We start from the raw sequence: 22,708 nt of genomic DNA, 5'->3' as shown, positions 1-22,708 counted from the left end.
CGCGGGGCATCGCGGTTACGCGAACAGCGTAGCAAGCCGCGCCACCGCCGCCTCGGAGGCGGCGCGATCCGGAGTGGCATCTGGGTTGCCGAAATCGCCGTCGGCCTGCGCCTGCACCAGGATCCCGTCGCGGCGCGGCACCACGTTGAGGTTGTGGCCGCGATAGACCAGCCCGTAGTTCACTTCCGGCTGCGGCACCAGCCGCGCGGTCTGTCCGCGCACCGGCACCAGGCTGTCGTCGCCGAGCAGGGCGCGCGCGCCATAACCGGTGGCGTTGACCAGGGTCTTCTCGCGCAGGTCGGCGAACTGGCGCGGGCTTGCGAACTCGCGCGTTTCGATCTCGCCGCCGGCGGCGAGGAAATCGTCCAGCAGCAGCCGCGCATAGGCGCTGATGTTGAACACCAGTTGCGTGTAGCGGCGCACATGCGCCACCCGGAACGGATGCTGGCCTGCCGCCAGCGGCTGCGAGTGCGGGCCGAGGTCGGCCAGATACTGCGCCTCCAGCGCTGGGTAGTCGGGTTCGCCGTTGCCGCCATGGCCGCTGGGCTGGTCGAACGGCACATCCGACAGCACGTAGCCGTCGCGCCACTCGATCGGATCGCCAGGCAGGCCGAGCAGGTTCTGGTACATGTCGAACGAGGTGCGCGCCATCCGTTCCCAGCGCCGCCCGAACTCGGGCGTGGCGTAGGCGCTAGTGCACACCCGCGAATCCGGCGACCACACCCCGGTGGCGAAGGAAGAACGCACTTCCGGCGGCCGCTCCCTGGCGTAGATGCGCACGCGCAGCCCGGCGCGCTGCGCGACCAGCGCGGTGGTCAGGCCGATCGCGCCGCAGCCGATCACCGCCAGTTGGGTCTGGCCGGTGGCGCGCGCCAGCTGCGTGGCGATCGCCGCCGATCCCCACGACAGCGACCAGCCGCTGCCGCCATGGCCGTAGTTGTGGATCACGGTCTTGCGGCCGATGCGCTCGGCCTCGATGCGCGGCCCTTGCGCGCGGAACGGACGCGTGCACGCGTGCAGCGCGACGATGCGGTCGGCGCTGGCGCGGATCGGCGCCAGCGGCGCCGGCACGGCGAAGGCGGCGCTGGGAGCGGGCGTTGCGGGGAGGATCGGCCGGGTCGGCGCTGGCTGCGGCATCGCGGCATCGCGCCGCGGCTGCGCGAGCAGAGGACCGGCACCGAACGTGGCGGCGGCCAGTGCGCCGCTGCGCAGGAAGTGTCGTCGGTGCATGCCGGGCTCCTGATCGTGACGACCGAAGTCTAAGCGAGCGTGTAGGTCCACGTCGCTTCCGCAGGCCGGCAATAGGTGCACGCGCAGACGCAACGCCGAAGCGTCGCCGGTGCCGCGGTTGGCGCCGCCGATCCGAGGTTCCGTCCGCACTTGCAGGGTTTTTGTCGCAAGGGGACTGGCGGCCTGCGCTGCCGCGGCTATGCTCGCGGCCATGTCATCGATCCCCGCCGCCATGTTTTCCAGCGTGTCCCTGATCCTCCGCCTGCTGTGCGCCTGGGTGGCGGCGGTGATCGTCGCCGGCTTCGTCTGGAGCGGCCTGTTCTACGGCATGGAAAACCGGCCCGGCTGGTTCTTCGGCCTGCTGGCGATGCTGCTGATACTGTCGGCGCTGGTCGCCGGCATCACCCATCTGCGCCGGGTCTGGCTGATCGCCGGGCGGCTGGACAACGCCACCCTGTCCAGCCGCCAGCGCCGCCAGATCGAGATCCCGCTGGACACCCGCGAGGCGTTCGCGCTGGTCGCTGCGGCGGTGCGCGAACTGCCGCGGGTGGAAGAGATCGAGAGCGCCGCCGACAGCCTGCAGGTGCGCGCCAAGGTGCGCCGCATCGACCCGTACAACGGCCGCACGCCGTCGCGCTGGAACCTGGCCGCGCGCTTCGCGGTCAAGCGCAATCAGGTGCTGGCGACGCTTGCACCCGGCGCCGGCACCAGCAGTCTGACCTTGCTGCTGGAACCCGACGCCAGCGCCTGGATCGACCTGTTCGCGGTCGACGAGGGCAGCAACTACGAGAACGCCGAGGCATTGAGCCGTGCGGTGGCGCGCCGCGTCGCCGAGTTGCGCCGCGACGAGCAGGCCGCCGCCAAGCAGGCGGCCACCGATCAGGAGCTGACCGTGGCGCGGCTGAATCTGCTGCACGCGCAGGTCGAGCCGCACTTTCTGTACAACACGCTGGCCAGCGCGCAGGTGCTGGCGCGCACCGATCCGCCGCGCGCCGACCTGATGCTCGGCTACCTGATCCAGTACCTGCGCCGCTCGCTGCCCAGCGCCGAGGACGCACTGAGTTCGCTTGGCGAAGAGCTGGAACGCACCCAGGCCTACCTGGAGATCCTCAAGATCCGCATGGGCGCGCGGCTGCAGCTGGAACTGCAGGTGCCGGAGGCGATGAAGAGCCTGCCGCTGCCGTCGATGATGCTGCAGACCCTGGTCGAGAACGCAATCAAGCATGGCCTGGAACCCAAGCCCGGCGGCGGCACGGTCTGGATCCTGGCGCGCGCGTTCGACGACCACGTCACCATCACCGTCGCCGACGACGGCCTGGGCTTCAACACCCAGTCCAGCGGCACCGGCATCGGCCTGAAGAACCTGCGCGAGCGCTTGCGCCTGACCTATGCCGGCGCGGCCACGTTCGCCATCGTGTCCAACTTCCCCAGCGGCGTGGCCGCGACGATCACCTTGCCGTCTCCGCAGCCGCCGTCGTCACCCCCGGCGCCGCCGCCGACAGGAGCCGGTCATGGTTGATGCCGTCATCGCCGAAGACGAGGAACTGCTGCGCACCGCATTGGTCGGGCTACTCGGCGAGGTCTGGCCGCAGCTGCGCATCGTCGCCGAATGCGAGGACGGCGCCAGTGCGCTGGAGCGACTGGCCGAGCACCAGCCGGACGTGGCCTTCCTGGACATCCGCATGCCCGGCCTGAGCGGCATCGAGGTGGCGCGCGCGCTGGGCGAATTGAGCCCGCGCACGCAGGTGGTGTTCGTCACCGCCTACGACCAGTACGCGATCGATGCGTTCGAGCAGGGCGCGGTGGACTACCTGCTCAAGCCGATCGTGCGCGAGCGCCTGCAGGCGACCGTGCAGCGGCTGCAGGCCCGCGCCGCGCAGGGGCCGGACGTGGCGGTGCTGGATGCGCTGCTGCAACGCCTGGGACAGCGCCCGCCATCGCCCGCCGCGCCGCCGCCGCTGGCCTGGATCACCGCCAACAGCGGCCGCGAGACGCGGCTGATCCTGCTCGACGACGTGATCTATTTCCAGGCCGACAACAAATACACCACGGTGCTGACCCGCGACGGCGAAGCGCTGCTGCGCACGCCGCTGCGCGAGCTGCTGGACGTGCTGGATCCGGCCGCGTTCCGGCAGATCCACCGTTCCACCATCGTCAATCTGAAGGCGGTGGCCTCGGTGGTCCGCGACGACACCGGCAAGGGCCGGATGAAGCTGCGCCACCGCGACGAAGTGCTGACCGTCAGCTTGCCGTACATGAGTCTGTTTCGCGGCATGTAAGCGCCGCCTCCCGCATCTCCGCACTGGAACAAGGAATTCGCCATGCGTCTGCTCTCCGCGCTGTGGTCGTGCCTGCTCGGCATCGTCGGATGCCAGGGCCACGCCACCTTCGACCTGTCCACCGACGCCCACCGCGAGACGGTGGTGCATAGCAGCGAGCGCGGGTCCGCGGTGATCTTCAGCCGTACCAGCTACCGCGGCGGACTGGCCACGTTCCGCTGCATGGACAGCCGCAGCGGGCGCTGCCACTACCAGGTCTATGCCGCCTGCGCGGCGTCGGCCGCGGTCGCCGGCAATGCAGCGGCGGCGGCGTGCGAACCGCGCATGCTGCAGGAGTTCGACCTGCAGGTCGGCCAGCGCCGCGAGATCGGCGGCCTGCCGCGCGACTTCGGCCAATGCGTCGCGCCCGAGATATCGGCTGCGCCGCAGCCGTGCGCGCAGGGCTGAGGGGCGATTGGCGTCGAGGGATTGGGACCTAGTTACCGATACCGTCGCCGATCAGAGTCCGCGCATCAGTTCCGACTGTTTCCGAGGCCGGATAGCTGGATGGCTTCGTTCGTCGCGGCTGAAGCCGCTCCTACAGGGGGCTCGTTACCGACTCGCCAGATGAACTGTAGGAGCGGCTTCAGCCGCGACAGGTCGCCGAAGGAAGCCGCTGCGATACCCGGCCCCTTCCTCGGCCCATCTGTCGCGGTCGCTTCTGAAGCCCAGCAACCGGACAGCTCCGCTCGTCGCGACTGAAGTCGCTCCCACAAGGGGCTTGCGGCGAGCCGGCTGGGTGCACTGTGGGAGGGACTTCAGTCCTGACTGTTTCCGAAGCCGGATAACAGATTGCCTTCGCTCGTCGCGGCTGAAGCCGCTCCTACAGGAGCTTGCTGCCGACTCGCCGGGTGCACTGTAGGAGCGGCTTCAGCCGCGACAGGTTGCCTAAGTCGCTGCGATACCCGGACCTTTCCTCGGTCCATCTGTCGCGATCGCTTCTGAAGCCCCGGCAACCGGACAGCTCCGCTCGTCGCGACTGAAGTCGCTCCCACAAGGGGCTTGCGGCCAGCCGGCTGGGTGCACTGTGGGAGGGACTTCAGTCCCGACTGTTTCCGAAGCCGGATAGCTGGATGGCTTCGTTCGTCGCGGCTGAAGCCGCTTCTACAGGGAGCTCGCAACCGACTCGCCGGGTGGACTGCGGGAGCGGCTTCAGCCGCGACACGCCGCCGGGCCGCTGCACTTCCTGCCAAGAGCAGCACGCGCTCGGTAGCTCAGTAATCCACGCCCACCGAGAACAGCAGCGTGCGCGGATCGCCCAGTGCCACTGCGCGCTGCAGGCCGCCGGCGAAGTAGTCGCGATCGAACGCGTTCTTCAGGTTCAAGGCGTAACGCCAATGGCCTTGGCGGTAGGCGAGTCCGGCGTCGAACACCGCATAGCCGGGAATGCGATGGCCGTAGGCGGTCTTCTCGCCTTCGGCGCGCGCGCCGCCGCTGAACGTCCAGCCGTCGTCCACGCCGTGCGGCGCGTACTGCAGCCACAGCGAGCCGCTGTGCTTGGGCACGTTGTACAGACGGTCGCCGACGGTGGTGACGCTCTGTTCGCCATCGTCGGTGACTACCGCGTCGGTGTAGGCGTAGCCGGCGAACAGGCTGACGCCGCTGCCCAGGTCGGCGGCGGCATTGAGTTCCACGCCACGGCTGCGCTGCTCGCCGACCGCGATGCTGTAGCCGTCGTTGAACGGATCGCTCTGCAGCACGTTGCGCCGGCGCAGGTCGTACAGGGCCATGCTCAGGCTGGTGCCCGCGTCCAGTTCCATCTTCAGCCCCAGCTCCACCTGGCGGCCGCGCTCGGGATCGAACTGCGCGCCCTGCGCGTCGGTGCCGACGTTGGGATAGAACGAGGTGGCGACGCTGGCATAGGGGTGCAGCCCGCCGCCGGCATCGAACATCAGCGCGGCCGAGCCGGTGGTGGCGCTGGCATCGTTGCGCGTGTTGGTGTCGGTGAGGTGGTCCTCGCTGAGGTTGCGGCTGCGGTCGTGGCGCATGCCCAGCAGCAGCTGCCAGTCGGGCGTGAACTGGATGCGGTCGCGCAGATACAGGCCGCCGGAGGTGACCACGCTGAGGTTGTCGCGGCTGGGCGTGGCCGGGCAGGTGACCGCGCCGCCATAGACCGGCGCGTACACGTCCAGCGTGCCGACCCGGCAGGTGGACTGCACGTTCCATTCCCAGGTCTTGAACGCGTCCACGCCGGCGGTCAGCGTGTGCTGCCAGGCGCCGGTGGCGAAGCCGCGCTGCAGGTAGGTGTCCTGTACCCAGGTGCGTCCGTCGAAGTGTTGGTCGGTGGCGGTACGGCGCAGCGTGCGCAGGTCGGCGGCCAGGCCGTTGTTGGCGATGATGAAGCCGTCCAACCCGAATGCCTGCCAGCGTGCCGCGTGGTGCAGGGTCCAGCCGTTGTCGAAGCGATGCTCCAGCACGTAGCCGATGCGGCTCTGGTGGCTGTGGTACGGCGGCTGGGTGGGTTCGCCGGTGAACAGCGAGCGAGCGATCCTGCCGTTCGGATTGGCCTCGGCGCTGCCTTCCCAGGGCAGGCCCTGCTGGCGGATGTAGTCGCGTTCCTGGTAACTGGTGAGGAGCACGAAGTCGGTGCGTTCGCCCAGGTCCAGCGACAGCGACGGGGCGATCCAGCGGCTGCGGAAATACACGTGGTCGGTGGGATCGTCGGAATTCATCGCCAGGCCATTGAGCCGCAGCGCGACCTTGCCGTTGGCCGACAGCGGCTGGTTGAGGTCGAAGCTGCCCTCGCGCAGGCCGTCGCTGCCGACGCCCAGTTCGGCGCGGCGCAGCGGCGCCGGTTCGGGCCGCTTGCTGACCAGGTTGACCAGCCCGCCCGGCAGCACCTGGCCGTACAGCAGCGAGGCCGGGCCCTTCAGCACTTCCACCTGCTGCATGCCGAACAGCTGTTCGGCGACGCGGTTGTTGGAGGCGGTGCGCAGGCCGTCGACGAACAGCGAGTCGGACGCGGTCTGGCCGCGGATGATCAGGTCGTCCCAGCCGCGCCGGCCATAGGTGTTGGCGACCACGCCGGAGACGTTGTGCAAGGCATCGGCCAGGGTCTGCGCCTGCTGGCTGTCCAGCAGCGCGCGCGGCACCACGGTGATCGAGAACGGCGTCTGCGCCAGCGGCGTATCCGACTTGTCGGACTGCGCGGGCTTGGTGCTGCGGAAGCCGGTGTCGGCCGCCTCGGCGCGGACCTGCACCGCCGGCAGTGCGGTGGCCTGCGCGGTATCGGCGGTATCGGCCGCGCGCGCAGCCGGGGAAGCCGCCATGCCGAGCAGGCAGGCGAGCGGGAGGGGGTGCAGTTTCATCGAGACCGTGGGGTGGGGAAGGGGCTAATCGAGAATGATTATATTTCGCGATGTGGCGATTGCGAAGACCTGGTCGGCGGCGGCGGGTATTCGCCGGGCACAGTCAAGCTGCGGCAGGGGCACGCAGGCGATCGGGCAAGCGAGGGCGTTTGCCGCAGTGGCGGCCCTCGATAAGTCCGGGTCGGCACTTGCGCCAGCGGTGCGCATCCAGGGCGCCGCTGTCGATAGGCAACGCCGAACTGTCGCTAGGAAAGCGACTGCGCTCCAGCGCGGATGACGCCGGCGCTGAGGCACTGCAACGCCGATGTCGGCGCTGCGTGCGTCGCGGTGGGATGCGGCGGCGAGTTGTCCAGACGGCGTCAGGGCGCGGCGGTGGCCACTACGGCGGCAGGCACTGTCGCGCCTGTCGCCGATGTCGATGCAAAGCGCGTGCTGTATTCAGGCGCGCGCCACGCGCCACCAACTCAGCCGGCGACGCGGAGCACGCCGTTCTGGCCGCCAGGCGGCACGCCCTCGAACTGGATCAGTGCGGCGACCAGTTCGGCATGCAGGCGGATGCGGCCCATCTCGCGCATGATGCGGATGTCCTCGTGGCGCAGTTCGCGGTTGGCCACCACCTCGCGCTTGTACTCGAGGATTTCCGGATACTTGCGCGCCATGTTCAGCGCGTCGGCGACGCACTCCACGGTATCGGCGTCGGCCGACAACGGTTCACGGCTGTTGAAGGCGGTGAGCCAGCGCTCGAAGCCGGCGGTGCGGTCGAACATGTTGGCGATGAACCAGATCACGAACAGGATCGCGACCCAGGAACTGACCACGATGACGATGCGCGAGAAGGTCAGGTGATAGTCGTGCTGCCACAACTGGTTGGTGATCACGCCGAGGATGATCAGCGAGATCGCCTGCCAGCCGATGATCGAAACCACCAGCCACTGCTGCTTGGCCTTGGCCAGCAGATCCACTTCCGAGCGCAGCTGCGCCTCGCTCTTGTGCTGCCAATGCGCGACCTGTTCCGGGAACGAGCGCTGGTGCAGCGCGTTGTCCTCCAGCAACAACCCCAACCCCTTGAACAAAGCGATCATGACAGGCTCCCTGCAGATGCGGTGGCGGACGGCGGTGTCTCGGTGATCTTGAAGCAGCTTCTTTCTAGCACAGTGGCCGGGATCGGCATGTTGCAGGCGCACATGAAGGCCGCACGCGGCGATGCGGAGACGCGCGTTCGCGCCCCGAAACCCTGGGTGCCGTCGCCAAGCATGCGCGCAGCGGTTTGCACGGCGCATGCATCGCCGCCCGCTACCATGCGGCGATGAGTGCCATGCTGCGTACCCTCACCGCTCCCGCCGCCGCCCGGATCCGCAACTGGGTGCTGGACGTGTTCCCGCGTGGCCAGGGCGGGATCGACTACGACCAGCCGCTCGGCGATGCCGGCCTGTTCGGCCCCGACAGCGTCACCTGGCGCATCCATGCCGAATTCCCCGGCATGCTCGCCGGCGGCCTGTGCGCGCTGCTGCTGCAGACCCTGCATCCGCTGGCGCTGGCCGGCGTCTACGACCATTCCAACTTCCGCGAGGATCTGGTCGGGCGCCTGCGCCGCACCACCCAGTTCGTCGCCGCCACCAGCTATGCGCCGGTGGCCGAAGCGCAGCGCCTGATCGCGCGCGTGCGCAGCATCCACGCGCGGATCCGCGGCCACACGCCCGACGGCCGCGCCTATGCCGCCGACGATCCGGCGCTGCTGACCTGGGTCCACGTCACCGAGGCCTACGGCTTCCTGCAGGGCTATCGCCGCTACTGCCGCGCGGTGCCGGTCGCCATCGCCGATCGCTACTACGCCGAGGGCCGGCGCGTGGCCGAGGCGCTGGGCGCGCAGGCGGTGCCGGCCAGCGAGCGCGAGGTGCTGGAGTACTTCGCGCAGGTGCGCCCGCAGCTGTTGATGGATGCGCGATCGCGCGAGGTGCTCGCGGTGCTGGCCGGGCTGCGCCTGCCGGTGCCGGCGGCGGGCCTGTCGCGCGAGCTGTTCCTCGGCGCCGGCGCCGCGCTGCTGCCGCCATGGGCGAGCGCGATGCTCGGGCACGGGCGCCTGCAACGTGCGCAGGCCGCGGCCTCGTCGCGGGTGCTGCGAGGGCTGGCGCCGCTGTTCCGCATTGCGCTCAACGATGGCATCGCGCAGCGCGCCTGCCGCCGCGTCGGCATCGCCTCGCAGCAGTTGGCGCAGTGGCCGGAGTGAGCGGGTCGCCGACGTTTGTGGGCTTGTGTTGCCGCATACGCTCGCGCTGGCGAAGCTGAACCGTATGGCCGATCCGTCGCGCGGCATCCGGCGTGACGCTGCTGTCCGGTCAAGATCGCCGCGCCTGGGCCGCTCTATGCAGGACCCATGCAGCGCCGTTTCTCCGCCGCCGACAAGCTCTACGACGTCCGCTTCAGGCAGCGGCTGCGGCGCGCGTTGCGTGCGCCGTTGCGCGCGATCCTGGTCTGGGGCCTGGGCTTGGCGCTGCTGCTGGTGTGCGGGCTGGCCTATGTGCTGGTGCAGGACCGCGACAACCGCCTGGCCGCCGCGCAGCGGCAGAGCCTGGCGCTGGCGACGGGTGCCGACCGTCTGCTGCAGCTTGAGCTGGACAACCTAAGCCAGACGCTGCGCGGCGAAGGCATGGGCGCGCAGGCGCTGCTGGCCGACGCGCCGGCACGCGCGCCGGCATTGATCGAGGCATCGCTGCACGGCGTGCTGCTGCGCCATCCGGAACTGCATGGCATTGCGTTGCTGGATGCGCAGGGCCGGCGCCGCTACGGTGCGGAGGGCGATCCGAACGTGCGCGGATGGGCGCTGGGCTCGCGCCGCAATGGCGATCAGGTGTTCGTCGGCCCGTATCAACGCCTGGCCGACGGCGAAGCGGTGGTGCGCCTCGCGTTGCCGCTGGCGTCGGGCGATTGGGTGGTGGCGAGCTGGCGGGTCGCGGCATTGCAGCGCATCGTCGGCGGGGTCGATGCCGGCCGCGACGGCGTGGTCGCGCTGACCGATACGCATGGCCTGCTGCTGGCGGCCAGCAGTCCCGCTGCCGGCGCCACCGGCACCCGCGTGCTGCTGCCGTTGGGCCTGGTGCGGGGGTTGCCGCAGGGCAGTGCGCTGGGCATGCACCGCAGCCTGTTCGACCAACAGCCACGCATGCTGGCGGTCAGCGGTGGGCGCGACTATCCGTTGCTGGCGGTGTCCGGGCTGGCGGTGCGCGAAGCGCTGGCGCCGTGGTGGTGGTTCGCTGGCGCTGCGGCGCTGGTGTATCTGCTGTATCTGCTCGGTTTCGCCTTCCTGCTGGGCAGCCTGCGCCGTGCCGAGGGCCGCCAGCGGCAGTTGCTGGAGCGCCTGCGCCGCGGCGACGAGGACTTGCGCCTGGCGCACGCGATGGGCGGCATCGGCACCTGGCGGATCGAGGCCGACCGGCGCCACCTGCTGCTGGCCGAACAGACCGGGACCTTGTTCGGGGCGCCGCAGCTGCGCATGCCCCTGAGCGCGTTCCTGGCCCTGGTGCACGACGACGATCGCGCGCGGGTCCAGCAGCTGTACGACGAGGCGCTGCACGGCAACGGCGAATACAACGTGGTGTACCGCATGCATTCGCCCGATGGCGGCCTGCGCTGGCTGGCCGCGCGCGGTGCGCGGGTGCAGGGCCGCGACGGGCTGTGCATGACCGGTGCGGTGCAGGACGTCAGCGAGCGGCTCGAGGCGCAGGCGCGGCTGTTCGACGCCGAGCGTCAGTTCCGCCTGGTGTTCGAGCGCAACCCGCTGCCGTTCTGGCTGTTCGCGGTGGACAGCCTGCGTTTCCTGGAAGTGAACCAGGCCGCGATCCGCCAGTACGGCTACAGCCGCGACGAATTCCTGGGCATGACCCTGCTCGACCTGCGCCCGCCCAGCGAGGCCGAACGGTTGCTGGCGGACGTACGCAAGCCGCGCGACGGCTTCGACGCGCCCAGCGTGTGGACCCACCGGCGCAAGGACGGCAGCCTGCTGTCGGTGCGGGTGCACAGCGCGGACGTCGACTTCGGCGGCGTGCCGGCGCGCCTGATCCTGGCCGAGGACGTCAGCGAGCGCGTCGCCCACGAGCGCGAACTGGCATTCCGCGCCAGCCACGACGTCACCACCGGGCTGCTCGATCCGCGCGCCCTGGCCGAGGCGCTGGATGCGCGTGGGCAAACGGGCTATGCGGTGGCGTACGTGCAGGTGCGCGGACTGGCGCTGATCGGCGACACCCTGGGCCGCGCCGCCGGCGATGCGGTGCGCTGCGCGGTGGCGGCGCGGTTGCGCGCACTGGGCGAACGCTTCGGCCTGACCGCGCACCAGCCGTCGCAGGATTTCGTGCTGGCGGTACTGGATCCGCAGCAGCTGCCGCAGGCGCTGCAGGCCTTGCTCGAGGCGATGTCCACGCCGGTGCAGGGCGGCGCCTTCACCCAGCAACTGCAGGCGCACATCGGCGTGGCGCTGTGTCCGGACGACGCCGCGGGCGCCGAGGACGCCATCGGCAGCGCCGCGCAGGCCGCGCATGCGGCGCAGGCCGACGGGCGCAGCGTCGCCCGCTTCGAGCGCAGCATGTCCGCACGCATCGGCGAGCGCCTGCGCCTGGCCGGGCGCATCCATCAGGCGATCGCGCGGCAGGAGTTCGAACTGCATTTCCAGCCGATCCTGCGCGCCGATACCGGCGCGCCGCGGCTGCTCGAGGCGCTGATCCGCTGGCCGCAGGACGATGGCAGCTTCATCGCCCCCGACCAGTTCATCCAGCTGTGCGAGGACACCGGGTTGATCCTGCCGCTCGGCCGCTGGGTGATGCAGGCCGCCGCGCAGGCGCGTAGCCAGCTGGCGCTGTACGGCTGGGCCGACCTGCCGGTGGCGGTGAACGTGTCGGCGTTGCAGTTCTTCGACGGCGACCTGGTCGCGGACCTGGCGCAGGCCTGCGCCGCGGCCGGCCTGGCTGCCGACGGCCTGCACCTGGAACTGACCGAGAGCAGCCTGATGCGGCAACCGCAGCAGGCATTGGACGTGCTGCGGCAGCTGCGCGCGCTGGGCGTGGGCGTGGCGCTGGACGACGTCGGCACCGGCTTCTCCAGCATGGCCTACCTGCGCGACCTGCCATTGGACACGCTGAAGATCGATCGCAGCTTCGTCGCCGACGTGCATCGCGATGCGCGCAACGCCTCGATCTGCGAGGCCTTGCTGACGCTGGGCCGCAGCCTGGGCCTGCAGGTGGTCGCCGAAGGCGTGGAGAACGACGCGCAGTTGCAGTGGCTGCGCGCGCACGGCTGCGACCAGGTACAGGGCTATCTGCTGGGCCGGCCGGCGCCGCTGGCGCAGGTGCTCGCCGCGCTGGGCACGCGCGACGCGCAGGACGCGCAGGACGCAGTCACAGCATGAGGTCGATGCAGTGTGGCGCACCCGGCGCCGGCAGCGGCTCGCCGTCCCAGTAGCGGCGCAACGGTTCGCGGACCAGGTCCAGCGCGGTCGAGGCGCCGCGCACGCCGGGAAAGCGCTGCAGGTTGTGCGACTGCAACGCGAGCATGCGCCGGTCCTGTTCGCCGACCTTGCGCAGCAGCGGCCACACCAGCCAGCGCACCGCCCATGCCGGCGCCCAGCGTCCGTCCACGTGCAGGCTGGCGAACACCTCGGTGCTGCGCATGCCGACCGGGGTGAAGTGCAGGCTGATGCGCACGCGGCCGCCACGGGCATATCGGTATTCGATCTGCGCGGTGCCGGGCGCGGCGAAATGCGCGCGCTCCAGCGTGCGCGGCGATTCGAACAAGCGGTACAGCCAGCCGCTCTGCGCGGCGGCGCCGGCATAGTCGACATGGAAGCCTTCGTCCGTAGTCTGCAGGCTGGCGCGCATCGCGCTGCGCGCACCGCCGCGGCGCACCAGCCCCGGATGCAGCAGGTGGGTGTGCAGCGGATCGAGGAAGTTCTCCAGCGCATCGACCACGTGCGCCTCCCAACGCGTGCGCCACAGGAAGCGCCGTGCCGACGGTTGCAAGTCCTGCACCAGCTGCGCCGGGTGCGCGTCGCCGTCGGGATCCGGGCGCAGCCAGATCAAGCCGTCGTGTTCGCGCGCGGCGAAGGCGCGGACCCGCACCGCCGGCAGCGCCTGTCCGGGCGGCATGCCGGGGATCTCGCGCAGCGCGCCGTCGCGGTCGAAGCGCCAGCCGTGGTACGGACAAGCGAGGCTTTCGCCGCTGGCGCAGCCGGCCGACAGCGGCGCGTGCCGGTGCGGGCAACGGTCCTCCAGCGCGAGCAGGCTGCCGTCGGCGCAGCGCGCGATCGCCGCATGCCGGTCCATGACCGTCACCGCCAGCGGCCGCTGCCGCAGCGCGTCGGCCCGGGCCACGGCGAACCAGTGTCGGTACAGCGAGGGATGCCAGTCGTTCATGGCCGCTAGCGTCGCATGCGCGGTGGGCCGATGTCTGGATGCACGCTCGAACGCGGGCGACGCACTACGCGACGACGGTCCCGGTGACTCGGTTGCGTCCGCCGCGCTTGGCCGCATACAGCGCCTGGTCGGCGATGACCACCAGTTTCTGCCATTCGATCTGCGCCTGCGCCGAGATGCAATAACCGATGCTGACCGTGCAGACCAGCGCAGCGCTGGCCGCAGGCGCGATTTCCTGGCGTTCGACTACGCGCCGCAGGCGTTCGGCGATGTCGCGCACCACCGATTCGTCGCCCTGCGGGATCAGCACCATGAACTCCTCGCCGCCGACGCGGGCGAGAAAGTCCGGGCTGCGGATATGCCGCGCCAGCGTGTCGGCGATGGCGATCAGGACCTGGTCGCCGGTCGCGTGGCCCAGGCGGTCGTTGATCGACTTGAAGTTGTCGACGTCGATCATCAGCACCGCGATCGGCGAGTTCCTGCCGCGGGCTTCCTGCGTGGCCGACTCGCCCTTTTCCCACATGACGCGGCGGTTGGCGACGCCGGTGAGGGAGTCCTGGGACGCGTGGCGTTCCAGTTCCGCATGCATCTCGCGGGTCAGCATCCACAGGAATCCGGGTGTGATGACGGCGGTCAACACCATGCGCGAGAGCAGGCCGAAGGTCGAGGTGGGGTCGTAGGATGCGTCCGCGGACGGATGGGTCGACCACCAGGCGATGCGCAACAGCAGCATCAGCGCCCACAGGAAGTGGAAGAGGGCGGTGAAGCGCGCCGCGGTTCGAATCCTTTCGTCCGCATGGCGCCACAGGGCCGCGCCCGTGGCCACCGTCAGCAGGCCGCGCAGCGTGCAGCCGCAGATCACCATGACCCTGAGATTGTCGCCGTCGCCGCGCAGGCAATAGATCTCCGCGGCGCCGATCGCCGCCACCGGAATCAGGATCCACAACTGGAGCAGCGGCCGCCGCAGATACGCGTTCACCGCGAACAGGGTCAATACCGTGGCGATATCGATGGTCAGATTGCCGATCAACCCCATCGCGTCGGGGTGCCCTGGCGATGCGCGCGGCAGCAGCAGGGTGCCGAAGCCTGCGGCGAATGTGCCGTAGCTCAGGCTAAGAAGCAGCAAGCCCCGGGTGTTCCTGGCTTTCCCTGCGGTCAAATGCAGGGCCAGGAACATCGCCGCGGAGACCGCCGCCAGCAACGCGTTGACGATCAGCAAGGTACCAGCGTGAGCCAGGTGTGCGATCCATTCCACAGGTCCCCCGATCCACGCCGCAAACGATTTTCAGATGCCGCCCAGTATAAGGCCGCGAGAATATGCGAGCCGCCTGTTTGCAGCGGTTTTCGCGTTGCAAACGTTTCCAGATACCTTGCGGGACACCGTGACGTTCGCGCGGCCGCCGAATTGGTTTTGCAGGCGCGGCATAGGTCGATAGGAAGGGGGGCGGTCCATCCGGATTCCTGGCGCTGGAGCTTGGCTTGACGCGGTATCGGCGGCGGGTGCGCGGCCTTTAGTCCCTTGCCACCCCCACCATGGTGGAAAAGGCAGGCCGGTCGTTCACAGCCGATAGCGGCGCATCAGCGGCACGCCGATGCGTTCGGTCAACGCGCCGAGCGCGGCGATCGGCTGGCGCCGACGCAGCGGCAGGTGGCGTGCGTCCACCGCGCTGTACTCGATCACTGGGGTGCCGCCGCGTTGGCGCTTGAAGCTGGCCGCGCCGGCGCTCTGGTTGAGCCGGCGGCCGTGGCGCAGCGCGTGCTCGAAGCCGCAGGCGGTGAGCGTGCGGTACAACGCCAGCCGCTGCGGCTGCTGCAGGTCGTAGCCGACGATCGGCGCGGTCAGCGTGCGTCCGATGCCGAACAGACCGGTGATGCAGACCAGCTCGCCGCTCGCTTCGCGAAAGCCGTCGAAGCGCAATAGCCCGGCGCGGTGCCAGGCGCGCAGGAAGTCGGCATGGTAGGCCGGATTGCAGCGCGAATACTTGTCCAGGTACAGCTGCGCGTACAGCGCGGCGATGCGCGGGTAGTCGGCCTCGCCGATGGCGTCGTTGCCGCAGCGCTGCAGGTCGGTGCGCGCGGTCAGCTTGAGGTCGCGCGCCAGGTCGCGGTGCTGCAGCAGCGCCGGCCAGTCGTCGTACAGATACACCTGGCGGCTGCCGATCAGGGTGAAGCCCTGCGCCTGCAGCGCGTCCAGCCACTGCGGCGTGTCCACCCGGTTCAACGAGCGGAACCACAGTGCGTGGTCCGGCCAGCGCGCACGCGCGGCGTCCAGCAGGCCGCCAAGCCCCTCGGGCGGCAGCGGCGGATACAGATTGGTGGACAGCAGCCAGTTGTTGAGGGTGACCGCGCGGTCGATCCGTGCCCAGTCCAGCCAGGCGCCGATGCCGCCGCACAACCCGCGCAGCGGGGCGGCCAATGCCGGCGGCAACAGGCGCGCGGCCTCCTCGGCGGCGTAGTCGGCATAGGTGGTGCGCGGCGAACACACCCAGGCATTGCCCGTGCGCTCCTCGCTCACCGTGACCGGCATCGACAGCGTGCCGGCCTGCAGCATGTCGATGCGCGCGTACAGGTTGCCGGCCACGCGCTGCGCATCGCGGCCGGCATGCAGTTCGGCGAAACGCTGCGCCTGCAAGGTGTAGTCGGCGCCTGCCTCGGCGGCGCCGTTCATGGCGGCGGCAGGGCCTCGCCGTCCCATTCGGTATCGCGGGTGGACGCCTCGCGCAGCGTGCAGCGCTGGGCCAGCGCCAGTCGCGCATGGCTGCCCAGGTCGCGCAGCGCGCCGGCCAGCGGACGCCGGTCGCCGCGTGGCGCGAGCACATCGTCGGCGCGGGCGTAGTCGTCGTGCCACTGGCGGAGCCGACCATGACGTAACGCCACCGGCAGCGCGACGCCTAGCATCAGCGGGCCGAGCATCGCCGCGCGCGTCGGCGCCGGGCGCACCAGCGCGGCCGGGTCGCGGTGGCTGCCATCCAGCGCGGCGACCAGCGGGTCGGATGCGGCGAACAGGTGCAGGCCGCTGGTCGCACGCGGATTGCATTCGATCACGCTGTAGCGGCCTTGCGCCGAGACGATCCAATCGAAGGAGAGCTGTCCGCTGAAGCGCAGCGAGCGCACCAGTTGCGCGGTGAAGCGCTCGATCTGCGGCGCCGGCGCGGCGTCGAAGTAATAGCTGGAGCTGCGCTGCAGCCGGTAGCGCGGGCGGTATACCGCATGCGCCAGCAGCACGCCGTCGCGGGCCACCGCGTACGAGCAGCGCTCCTCGCCGGCGCAATAGCGTTGCGCGACCCAGTTGCCTTGTTCGGGCAAAGGTGGCGCGTCTGCAGGCAGGCCATGCGGATGCACGCGCACGTGCACGCCGAAACGCGAGTATTCCGGCTTCAGCACCAGCGGCGCGCTACCGGCCCAGTCGCGCGCCTGCGCCAGGCTGCGCACCTGCACGCTGTCCGGCACGTCCACGTCGGCATCGAGCGTGCGGGCGAGATGCAGGAAGTGCCATTTGCTGTGCAGCGCGCGCAGCGTGTCGAAGCCGTCCACCAGTACGTCCAGCTGCGCCGGCAGCGCGTGCCGGTAGCGGGCCAGGTAGAACACCTCTTCGCAGGTCGGCAGCAGCAGCGCGATGCGCTGGCGCGCGACCAGCGCGTTGAGGTCGGCGATATAGGCGGCCGGCGCGTAGCGTGCGGGGGCGATGCGATGGCTGGCGGTCACCGCGCGCGACCAGCCCGAGATGCGGCAGGCCACGCTGTCGGCCAGGTGCACGCGCCAGCCCTGCGCGGCGAAACGGCGTGCCAGGTCCAGCGCCACCGGCGCACGTGCGCCGGTGATCAGCACCGCCGGCGCGCTAGGCACCGACGCCCTCGTGCGCGGTCGGCCGCCATTGCCGGCAATGCGAGGGCACCATGCGCAGCGCCGGTTCGGCCAGGCGCAGCGCATGCAGCCGCGCCAAGGTGTCGCGGTAGACGCGGTGCTCGCCGAGCAGGTGGGTGACCAGCGCCGGCGGTGGCGTGCCGTCGGCGATCGCGGCGCTGGACCAGGCCGCATCGGCGACCAGGAACACCGGCCCGTGCGCGTCCTCGAACCACAGCCCGTAGTGGCCGGGTGCGTGTCCGGGCAGCGGCACCAGCAGCACGCTGCCGTCGCCGAACAGGTCGCGCAGCGTGCCGAAACCGCGCAGCGCCGCGGGCGCCGCGCATGCCGGCAATGCCTCGAACCAGTGCATGCGCGCGCGCGCGCCGTGCAGCAGCGCCGGCAGGAAGCCTTCGCGCAGCGCCGCCAGCCGCCCGCGCCGTTGCAGATCGTTCCAGGCCTGCTGTGCGCAGGCGATGCGCGCCTGCGCGAAATCGGCCACGCCGCCGACGTGGTCGCCATGGAAATGCGACAGCACGATCCAGTCGATCGCCGCCGCGTCGATGCCGTCGCGGGCCAACTGTTCGCGCAACGACTGGCCCGGCGCCAGGTGCACCGGCGTCAGCACGCGGTACAGGCGCTCGGGGAACTGCGCGGTCGCATCGAGGAAGTGCTGCGAGTAGCCGGTGTCGAACAGCAGGTTGCCGTGCACCGGGTGCTGCAGCAGCGCCGCCAGCGCCGGGAACTGGCAGGGCGTCAGCGTTGCGCCGCGGCGCGTGGCGCGTTCGGGATGGGTGCAGTGCCCGGCTTCGTACAGCCGCCAGCGCAGCGTGGCTACGCTCATGCGCGTTCGCGTCCGGGCGCGCGATGCGTGGGCGATGTTTCGGCCGCGGCGCTTTGGCGGGCGAGTCGTGTCGGGACTGAAGTCCCTCCCACACGTGCAAGGGCGCGTGCGCCTGCGTAGGCCGGGGGCTGGCCAGGAGCTTGCCGTGGCTGGCTCACGTGCGCGCCAGGGCCGCCAGCCCGGCCTCGGTGGACAGCACCGGCGCGTAGCCGAGTTCGCGGCGGGCGCGGCCGATGTCCAGCGTCTGCGAATAGCCGAGCACGCCGATGCCGTAGCGGCTCAGTCGCGGCTCCGGTTGTCCGCGCCGGCGCAGCGCGATCTGTTCGCCGACCGTGGCCAGCGCCAGGGCCACCCGGCGTGGCACCGGCAGCAGGCGCACGCGCAGCTGCAGCACCGCGAACAATTCGGTGAGCAGATCGCGCACCGCGATCGGCGTGCCGTTGCTGATGTTGTAGGCACGGCCGTCGCCGAGATGTTCGGCGCGCAGCGCGGCCAGCGCTGCGGCCACCGCGTTCTCCACGCAGCACACGTCGATCATCGCGCGTCCGCCGTGCACCAGCGGGAACCAGCCGCGCTGCGCTACCGCCAGCAGCCGCGGCACGATCGCGTTGTCGCCGTGGCCGAACACCGCGCGCGGGCGCAGCACCAATGCCGGCAGCCCGGCCGCGGCGGCGGCACGCACTTTCTCCTCCGCTTCCCACTTGGTCTGCGGATAGCCGCCGATCCAGCGCGCCGGCGGGGTGAAGTCCTCCGTCACCTGGTACTGGTCGGCGAAGCGGAAATAGATGCTCGGCGAACTGAAGTGCACGAAGCGGCGCACCCGCGCGCGTTGCGCCGCGGCGAGCATGCGCTCGGTGGCGACCACGTTGGCCTGGCGGAACAGCTCGGCGCTGGCCCACGGCGCGGACAGCGCGGCGCAGTGGATCACCGCGTCGCAGCCATCGAGCAGCGCGGCCAGATCGTCGCGGCACAGGTCGGCGCGGACCACGTCGATGCGCGGGTCGCCGGCGAAGGCGGCCAGTGCGGCGGCATTGCGGCCGCTGGCGCGGACCTGCGCGCCTTCGGCGGCAAGGGCGCGGACGATATGCGCGCCGATGAAACCGGAGGCGCCGGTGACCAGGATGCGCGCCATGTCAGTACCTGAGCACCGCGCCGCCGAACGCCAGCCCGGCGCCGGAACCGACCAGGCCGATCAGGTCGCCGCGCACGATGCGGCCGTCGGCGATGGCCTGGTGCAGTGCGCTCGGGATCGAGGCGGCCATCTGGTTGCCGCGCGCGCCGATCACGTTGACCAGCGTGTCCGGCGCCAGCCGCAGCGCGACCTGCAGATGCCGCAGCGCCTTGGCGCTGGCCTGGTGCGGCACGATCCGCTGCAACTGCTCCAGGTCGACGCCGGCCTTGTCCAGCAGCCGCTGCAGGAACCCGGGCAGCTTCGCGGCGGCGAGCCGGTAGGTGGCGCGGCCGTTCATTTCGAACAGCGAGCCGGCACGCAAGGCGTCGATGCCGTGTTCCAGGCGCAGGCGGGTGCCGCCGGCGCGGACCCGGCAATGCTCGATGCCTTCGGAATAGGTTTCCAGGTGCGCGGCCAGCAGTTGCGAACCGCTGTCGCCGCTGTCCGCACCCAACACCACCGCCGCGGCGCCGTCGCCGAACAGCGGCGCGGTGTCAATGTCTTCGCCGTTGAGGCCGACGCTGGCGATCTCGCTGGACACGATCAGCACGCGCCGGTAGCGGCCGGCGGCGATCGCGCAGGCGGCCAGGTCCAGCGCGGCGATGAAGCTCAGGCAGGTGGCGTTGATGTCGAACGCGGCCAGCCCGCTGCCCTGCAGGCCGAGCCGCGCATGCAGCAGCGCGGCGCTGCATGGGATCGCCTGCTCCATCAGGCTGCAGGCGGAGATCACGCAATCCACATCGCGCGGCTGCAGCTGCGCCGCCGCCAGCGCCGCGCGCGCGGCGCGTTCGCCCATCAGCGAGGCCGGTTCCTCGGCGCCGGCGTAGTGGCGCACGCCGACCCCGGCATGGCGCAGGGTCCAGCCGGCGGGCTTGCCCCAGCGCTGGTCGAAGCTGTCCGAGGTCACCTGCTGCGCGGGCAGATAGTCGCCCGTGCCGAGGATGCGCACCGCGATGGGCCTGCTGGGTTCGACGGTCACTGCCAAAGCTCGGGCAAAGGAGGCGCAGCGTACTGCCAGCGGATCGGCGCCGGCAACCGCTCCCGGGAAGAGCGCGCCGCGGTCTGCCGCGGCGATCTCAGACAGCCGGCTTATTCGCGCAGCGACTTGGCGAAATATTTGGGCGCTTCGACAAAGCCTTCGCGCCGATAGAAGGCGTGCGCCCGTTCGCGCCGGCGATGGCAGTGCACCTCCAGGCGGTCGCAGCCGCGCTGCCGCGCCAACGCCTCGCCCTGCGCCAGCAAACGCTGCCCCATCCCGGCGCTGCGCGCGCGATCGTCCACGCAGAAATAGCTGATGCGGCAGATGTCCCCCGCCAATGCCAACTGCGGCAGGAAATGCAGCGACAACACGCCCACGACGTCGCCCTCTGCGGCGGCCACCAGCAAGGCCTGGTCCGGATGCGCCAGCAGCTGCGCCAGGCGCGCCTCGATGAAGTCCTCGGTTCCGGCATAGTCCAGCGCCGCCAGCAACGCCACGATGGCCTGCCGGTCCGCCATCACCGCGTTCCTGATCTCCAGCTTGCTGTTCTCGCCCATGCGCAGATGGTAGAAAGTCGCCCAAGCTGGGCGCAACCGCTTTGCAGGCCCAACGCAATCTATGCGAAATGGACGACGCGCCTAGCGGCCGCGACGCTGCCCGTACCAGAACCCCAGCGCCTCGCGCGAGCGCAGCATGCCGCGGCCACGGCGCAGCAACTGCAGCAGCAGGCCCAGGTGCTCGCGCTTGCTGAAGCTGCGCAGCTTGCGGTCGGAGGTGTGCACCGGCTCGCGCAGGATCACGAAGCGCCCGCGCCGGGCCAGCGCGCGGCTCAGCGCCACGTCCTCGCCGGCGTAATAGCGTTCGTCGAAACCGCCGGCGGCATCGAACGCGCTGCGCGTGCAGAACAGGAAGCAGCCCGGGGCGATGCCGGTGCGGCGGAACAGCCAGCCGAACAGGGTTTGCGCCACGCGTTCGTGCCAGGCGACGGCGCCGAGCAGCTGCACCTGCGCGCCGCCGCCGACCGCGCCGGTGTGCAGCGCGCGCAAGGCCGCTGCCAGCAGTGGCGTGTTGACGCGGGTGTCGGCATCGACGAACAGCAGGTAACGGCCGCGGCTGGCGGCGGCGCCGGCATTGCGGGTGGCGGCGATGTGCCGCAATTGCACGTCCAGCACCTGCGCGCCATGGCGGCGCGCGATCTGCGCGGTGTCGTCGCTACAGGCATCGGCGACGACCAGGGTCTCGTAGTCCAGCCGCAAGGCTTCGGCGGCGATATGCAGCGACGCCAGGGTGTCGCCGATCAGGGCGGCTTCGTCGTGGGCGGGAACGATGAACGAGATCACGTCCGGCATCATGCGATGCCGGCGCGGCGCGGGCAAATCGGCCCGCGCCGCGTGCCGGCCGGCCGCAGGCGCGGCGCGGCCGGATTGCAGCGGCGGGTCAGCGCTGCAGCGTTGCCATCATCGCCGGCGGGTAACGGGTGCCGGCGGCGGCGTCCACCGGGAAGATCGCCTCGATCTGCGCGAGATCCTCGGCGCTCAGCGTCACCTGCAGCGCGCCCAGGTTCTCTTCCAGGTAGGCCAGGCGCTTGGTGCCCGGGATCGGCACCAGGTCGTCGCCCTGCGCCAGCACCCAGGCCAGCGCCAGTTGGCCGGGGGTCACGCCCTTGGCCTGTGCCAGCGTGCGCACCTGTTCCACCAGTTGCAGGTTGCGGGCGAAATTCTCGCCCTGGAAACGCGGCGAATGGCGGCGGTAGTCGTCGGCCTCGAAGTCCTCCGGCGAGCGGATCGCACCGGTCAGGAAGCCGCGGCCCAGCGGCGAGTAGGGCACGAAGCCGATGCCCAGCTCGCGCACCGTGTCCAGCACCTGGTCGCTCTCCGGATCGCGCGACCACAGCGAGTACTCGCTCTGTAGCGCGGTGATCGGGTGCACCGCATGCGCGCGGCGGATGGTGCCGGCGGCCGCCTCGGACAGGCCCAGGAAGCGCACCTTGCCCTGTTCCACCAGCCGCGCCATCGCACCGACGGTGTCCTCGATCGGCACGTTCGGGTCCACTCGGTGCTGGTAGTACAGGTCGATGTGGTCCACGCCCAGGCGCTGCAGGCTGCCCTCGCAGGCGGCCTGCACGTACTCGGGGCGGCCGTCGACGCCGCGCACGCTGGGATCCTTGGGGTCGAGTTTGATGCCGAACTTGGTGGCCAGGAACGCCTGGTCGCGGCGCCCGGCCAGCGCCTTGCCGACCAACACCTCGTTGGTGTGCGGGCCGTACATGTCGGCGGTGTCGATCAGGGTGACGCCGTGGTCGAGCGCGGCATGGATCACCGCGATCGAGGCCGCGTCGTCGCTGCGGCCGCCGTAGAACGCGCTCATGCCCATGCAGCCGAGGCCGAGGGCGGACACGCGGGGGCCGTTGCGGCCGAGAGTGCGGGTTTGCATCGGGAAACTCCTGTTGGAAAGCGGGAAGGGACGTGGAAGAAAAAGATGCGGCGCGGACGCGGTGGTCGCGGGGCAGGGAGGATGCGAGCGCGGCGCGGCGATGCGTTATCGCGATCGCGCAGGATCCTTGTCCGATTCTGCAAACGCGCCGTACCGTGCCGTGAATCACGCAGACGCCGACCAT

General features: G+C 70.7%; 18 protein-coding genes. 5 read left to right on the top strand and 13 right to left on the bottom strand.

Annotated features, from left to right (window positions below; genetic code table 11):
• Nucleotides 1-15: 15 nt before the first annotated feature.
• The gene (locus HEP75_RS19035; protein WP_185821181.1) at nucleotides 16-1,230 is read right to left on the bottom strand and encodes an FAD-dependent oxidoreductase; all 1,215 of its coding nucleotides are present in this window, start codon (nucleotides 1,228-1,230) and stop codon (nucleotides 16-18) included.
• A 232-nt stretch (nucleotides 1,231-1,462) separates the two neighbouring features.
• Here HEP75_RS19035 and HEP75_RS19030 point away from each other — a divergent pair, with 232 nt between their 5' ends.
• The 3 genes from HEP75_RS19030 to HEP75_RS19020 are packed head-to-tail and all read left to right on the top strand — an operon-like array spanning nucleotide 1,463 to nucleotide 3,956.
• Nucleotides 1,463-2,749 (top strand): histidine kinase, encoded by a 1,287-nt coding sequence (locus tag HEP75_RS19030; RefSeq protein WP_185826659.1) that lies wholly within the window; start codon nucleotides 1,463-1,465, stop codon nucleotides 2,747-2,749.
• A complete protein-coding gene (locus tag HEP75_RS19025) occupies nucleotides 2,742-3,509 on the top strand; it encodes a LytTR family DNA-binding domain-containing protein (protein ID WP_185821180.1) in 768 nt (255 codons plus the stop codon). The genes HEP75_RS19030 and HEP75_RS19025 overlap by 8 nt, the downstream gene beginning before the upstream one ends.
• 42 nt (nucleotides 3,510-3,551) lie before the next feature.
• Nucleotides 3,552-3,956 (top strand): hypothetical protein, encoded by a 405-nt coding sequence (locus HEP75_RS19020; RefSeq protein ID WP_185821179.1) that lies wholly within the window; start codon nucleotides 3,552-3,554, stop codon nucleotides 3,954-3,956.
• A gap of 806 nt (nucleotides 3,957-4,762) precedes the next feature.
• Here the strand turns inward: HEP75_RS19020 and HEP75_RS19015 are convergent.
• Nucleotides 4,763-6,856, bottom strand: a complete 2,094-nt coding sequence (locus tag HEP75_RS19015; RefSeq protein ID WP_185824552.1) for a TonB-dependent siderophore receptor — start codon at nucleotides 6,854-6,856, stop codon at nucleotides 4,763-4,765.
• Nucleotides 6,857-7,320: 464 nt separating this feature from the next.
• Entirely contained in the window at nucleotides 7,321-7,938 is a 618-nt protein-coding gene (locus HEP75_RS19010) for a hypothetical protein (RefSeq protein WP_179568904.1), read from the bottom strand.
• A gap of 224 nt (nucleotides 7,939-8,162) precedes the next feature.
• On the opposite strand from HEP75_RS19010, the gene HEP75_RS19005 reads away from it, so the two are divergent.
• Together HEP75_RS19005 and HEP75_RS19000 are read left to right on the top strand one after the other, a co-directional pair.
• Nucleotides 8,163-9,083, top strand: a complete 921-nt coding sequence (locus HEP75_RS19005; protein ID WP_185824551.1) for an oxygenase MpaB family protein — start codon at nucleotides 8,163-8,165, stop codon at nucleotides 9,081-9,083.
• Nucleotides 9,084-9,230: 147 nt separating this feature from the next.
• Nucleotides 9,231-12,251, top strand: coding sequence for an EAL domain-containing protein (locus HEP75_RS19000; RefSeq protein ID WP_185824550.1), 3,021 nt, complete (start codon nucleotides 9,231-9,233; stop codon nucleotides 12,249-12,251).
• Here HEP75_RS19000 and HEP75_RS18995 read toward each other — a convergent pair.
• The 10 genes from HEP75_RS18995 to HEP75_RS18950 form a co-directional block, all read right to left on the bottom strand.
• The gene (locus tag HEP75_RS18995; RefSeq protein ID WP_185821168.1) at nucleotides 12,241-13,254 is read right to left on the bottom strand and encodes a Rieske 2Fe-2S domain-containing protein; all 1,014 of its coding nucleotides are present in this window, start codon (nucleotides 13,252-13,254) and stop codon (nucleotides 12,241-12,243) included. The genes HEP75_RS19000 and HEP75_RS18995 overlap by 11 nt on opposite strands.
• A gap of 64 nt (nucleotides 13,255-13,318) precedes the next feature.
• Entirely contained in the window at nucleotides 13,319-14,509 is a 1,191-nt protein-coding gene (locus tag HEP75_RS18990; RefSeq protein WP_185824549.1) for a GGDEF domain-containing protein, read from the bottom strand.
• A 303-nt stretch (nucleotides 14,510-14,812) separates the two neighbouring features.
• The gene (locus tag HEP75_RS18985) at nucleotides 14,813-15,922 is read right to left on the bottom strand and encodes a hypothetical protein (protein WP_185824548.1); all 1,110 of its coding nucleotides are present in this window, start codon (nucleotides 15,920-15,922) and stop codon (nucleotides 14,813-14,815) included.
• Nucleotides 15,919-17,100, bottom strand: coding sequence for an ATP-grasp domain-containing protein (locus tag HEP75_RS18980; RefSeq protein WP_185824547.1), 1,182 nt, complete (start codon nucleotides 17,098-17,100; stop codon nucleotides 15,919-15,921). Before HEP75_RS18980 ends, HEP75_RS18985 begins: the two co-directional genes overlap by 4 nt.
• Nucleotides 17,093-17,941, bottom strand: coding sequence for an MBL fold metallo-hydrolase (locus HEP75_RS18975; protein WP_185824546.1), 849 nt, complete (start codon nucleotides 17,939-17,941; stop codon nucleotides 17,093-17,095). Before HEP75_RS18975 ends, HEP75_RS18980 begins: the two co-directional genes overlap by 8 nt.
• A gap of 154 nt (nucleotides 17,942-18,095) precedes the next feature.
• On the bottom strand, nucleotides 18,096-19,073 hold the full coding sequence (locus tag HEP75_RS18970; RefSeq protein ID WP_185814114.1) for an NAD-dependent epimerase/dehydratase family protein: 978 nt from the start codon (nucleotides 19,071-19,073) through the stop codon (nucleotides 18,096-18,098).
• 1 nt (nucleotide 19,074) lies between these two features.
• Nucleotides 19,075-20,091, bottom strand: a complete 1,017-nt coding sequence (locus HEP75_RS18965; RefSeq protein WP_185824545.1) for a 3-oxoacyl-[acyl-carrier-protein] synthase III C-terminal domain-containing protein — start codon at nucleotides 20,089-20,091, stop codon at nucleotides 19,075-19,077.
• A gap of 110 nt (nucleotides 20,092-20,201) precedes the next feature.
• Nucleotides 20,202-20,648 carry a GNAT family N-acetyltransferase gene (locus HEP75_RS18960; protein WP_221899278.1) on the bottom strand — a complete coding sequence of 149 codons (447 nt, stop codon included), beginning with the start codon at nucleotides 20,646-20,648 and terminating at the stop codon, nucleotides 20,202-20,204.
• A gap of 81 nt (nucleotides 20,649-20,729) precedes the next feature.
• On the bottom strand, nucleotides 20,730-21,431 hold the full coding sequence (locus tag HEP75_RS18955; protein WP_185826657.1) for a glycosyltransferase: 702 nt from the start codon (nucleotides 21,429-21,431) through the stop codon (nucleotides 20,730-20,732).
• 97 nt (nucleotides 21,432-21,528) lie between these two features.
• Entirely contained in the window at nucleotides 21,529-22,524 is a 996-nt protein-coding gene (locus tag HEP75_RS18950; RefSeq protein ID WP_185824544.1) for an aldo/keto reductase, read from the bottom strand.
• Between the last annotated feature and the right edge of the window lie 184 nt (nucleotides 22,525-22,708).

Origin of the sequence: Xanthomonas sp. SI, assembly GCF_014236855.1 — a bacterium.
GTDB lineage: Bacteria > Pseudomonadota > Gammaproteobacteria > Xanthomonadales > Xanthomonadaceae > Xanthomonas_A.
The sequence above is the reverse complement of the archived record's forward strand: the minus strand, read 5'-3'. Positions and strand labels throughout refer to the sequence as shown.

What these genes read in the sequence shown, in the direction of transcription:
- HEP75_RS19035 (WP_185821181.1), bottom strand. Translation starts at nt 1,230, where the DNA reads ATGCACCGACGACACTTCCTGCGCAGCGGCGCACTGGCCGCCGCCACG.
- HEP75_RS19030 (WP_185826659.1), top strand. Translation starts at nt 1,463, where the DNA reads ATGTTTTCCAGCGTGTCCCTGATCCTCCGCCTGCTGTGCGCCTGGGTG.
- HEP75_RS19025 (WP_185821180.1), top strand. Translation starts at nt 2,742, where the DNA reads ATGGTTGATGCCGTCATCGCCGAAGACGAGGAACTGCTGCGCACCGCA.
- HEP75_RS19020 (WP_185821179.1), top strand. Translation starts at nt 3,552, where the DNA reads ATGCGTCTGCTCTCCGCGCTGTGGTCGTGCCTGCTCGGCATCGTCGGA.
- HEP75_RS19015 (WP_185824552.1), bottom strand. Translation starts at nt 6,856, where the DNA reads ATGAAACTGCACCCCCTCCCGCTCGCCTGCCTGCTCGGCATGGCGGCT.
- HEP75_RS19010 (WP_179568904.1), bottom strand. Translation starts at nt 7,938, where the DNA reads ATGATCGCTTTGTTCAAGGGGTTGGGGTTGTTGCTGGAGGACAACGCG.
- HEP75_RS19005 (WP_185824551.1), top strand. Translation starts at nt 8,163, where the DNA reads ATGAGTGCCATGCTGCGTACCCTCACCGCTCCCGCCGCCGCCCGGATC.
- HEP75_RS19000 (WP_185824550.1), top strand. Translation starts at nt 9,231, where the DNA reads ATGCAGCGCCGTTTCTCCGCCGCCGACAAGCTCTACGACGTCCGCTTC.
- HEP75_RS18995 (WP_185821168.1), bottom strand. Translation starts at nt 13,254, where the DNA reads ATGAACGACTGGCATCCCTCGCTGTACCGACACTGGTTCGCCGTGGCC.
- HEP75_RS18985 (WP_185824548.1), bottom strand. Translation starts at nt 15,922, where the DNA reads ATGAACGGCGCCGCCGAGGCAGGCGCCGACTACACCTTGCAGGCGCAG.
- HEP75_RS18975 (WP_185824546.1), bottom strand. Translation starts at nt 17,941, where the DNA reads ATGAGCGTAGCCACGCTGCGCTGGCGGCTGTACGAAGCCGGGCACTGC.
- HEP75_RS18970 (WP_185814114.1), bottom strand. Translation starts at nt 19,073, where the DNA reads ATGGCGCGCATCCTGGTCACCGGCGCCTCCGGTTTCATCGGCGCGCAT.
- HEP75_RS18960 (WP_221899278.1), bottom strand. Translation starts at nt 20,648, where the DNA reads ATGGGCGAGAACAGCAAGCTGGAGATCAGGAACGCGGTGATGGCGGAC.
- HEP75_RS18950 (WP_185824544.1), bottom strand. Translation starts at nt 22,524, where the DNA reads ATGCAAACCCGCACTCTCGGCCGCAACGGCCCCCGCGTGTCCGCCCTC.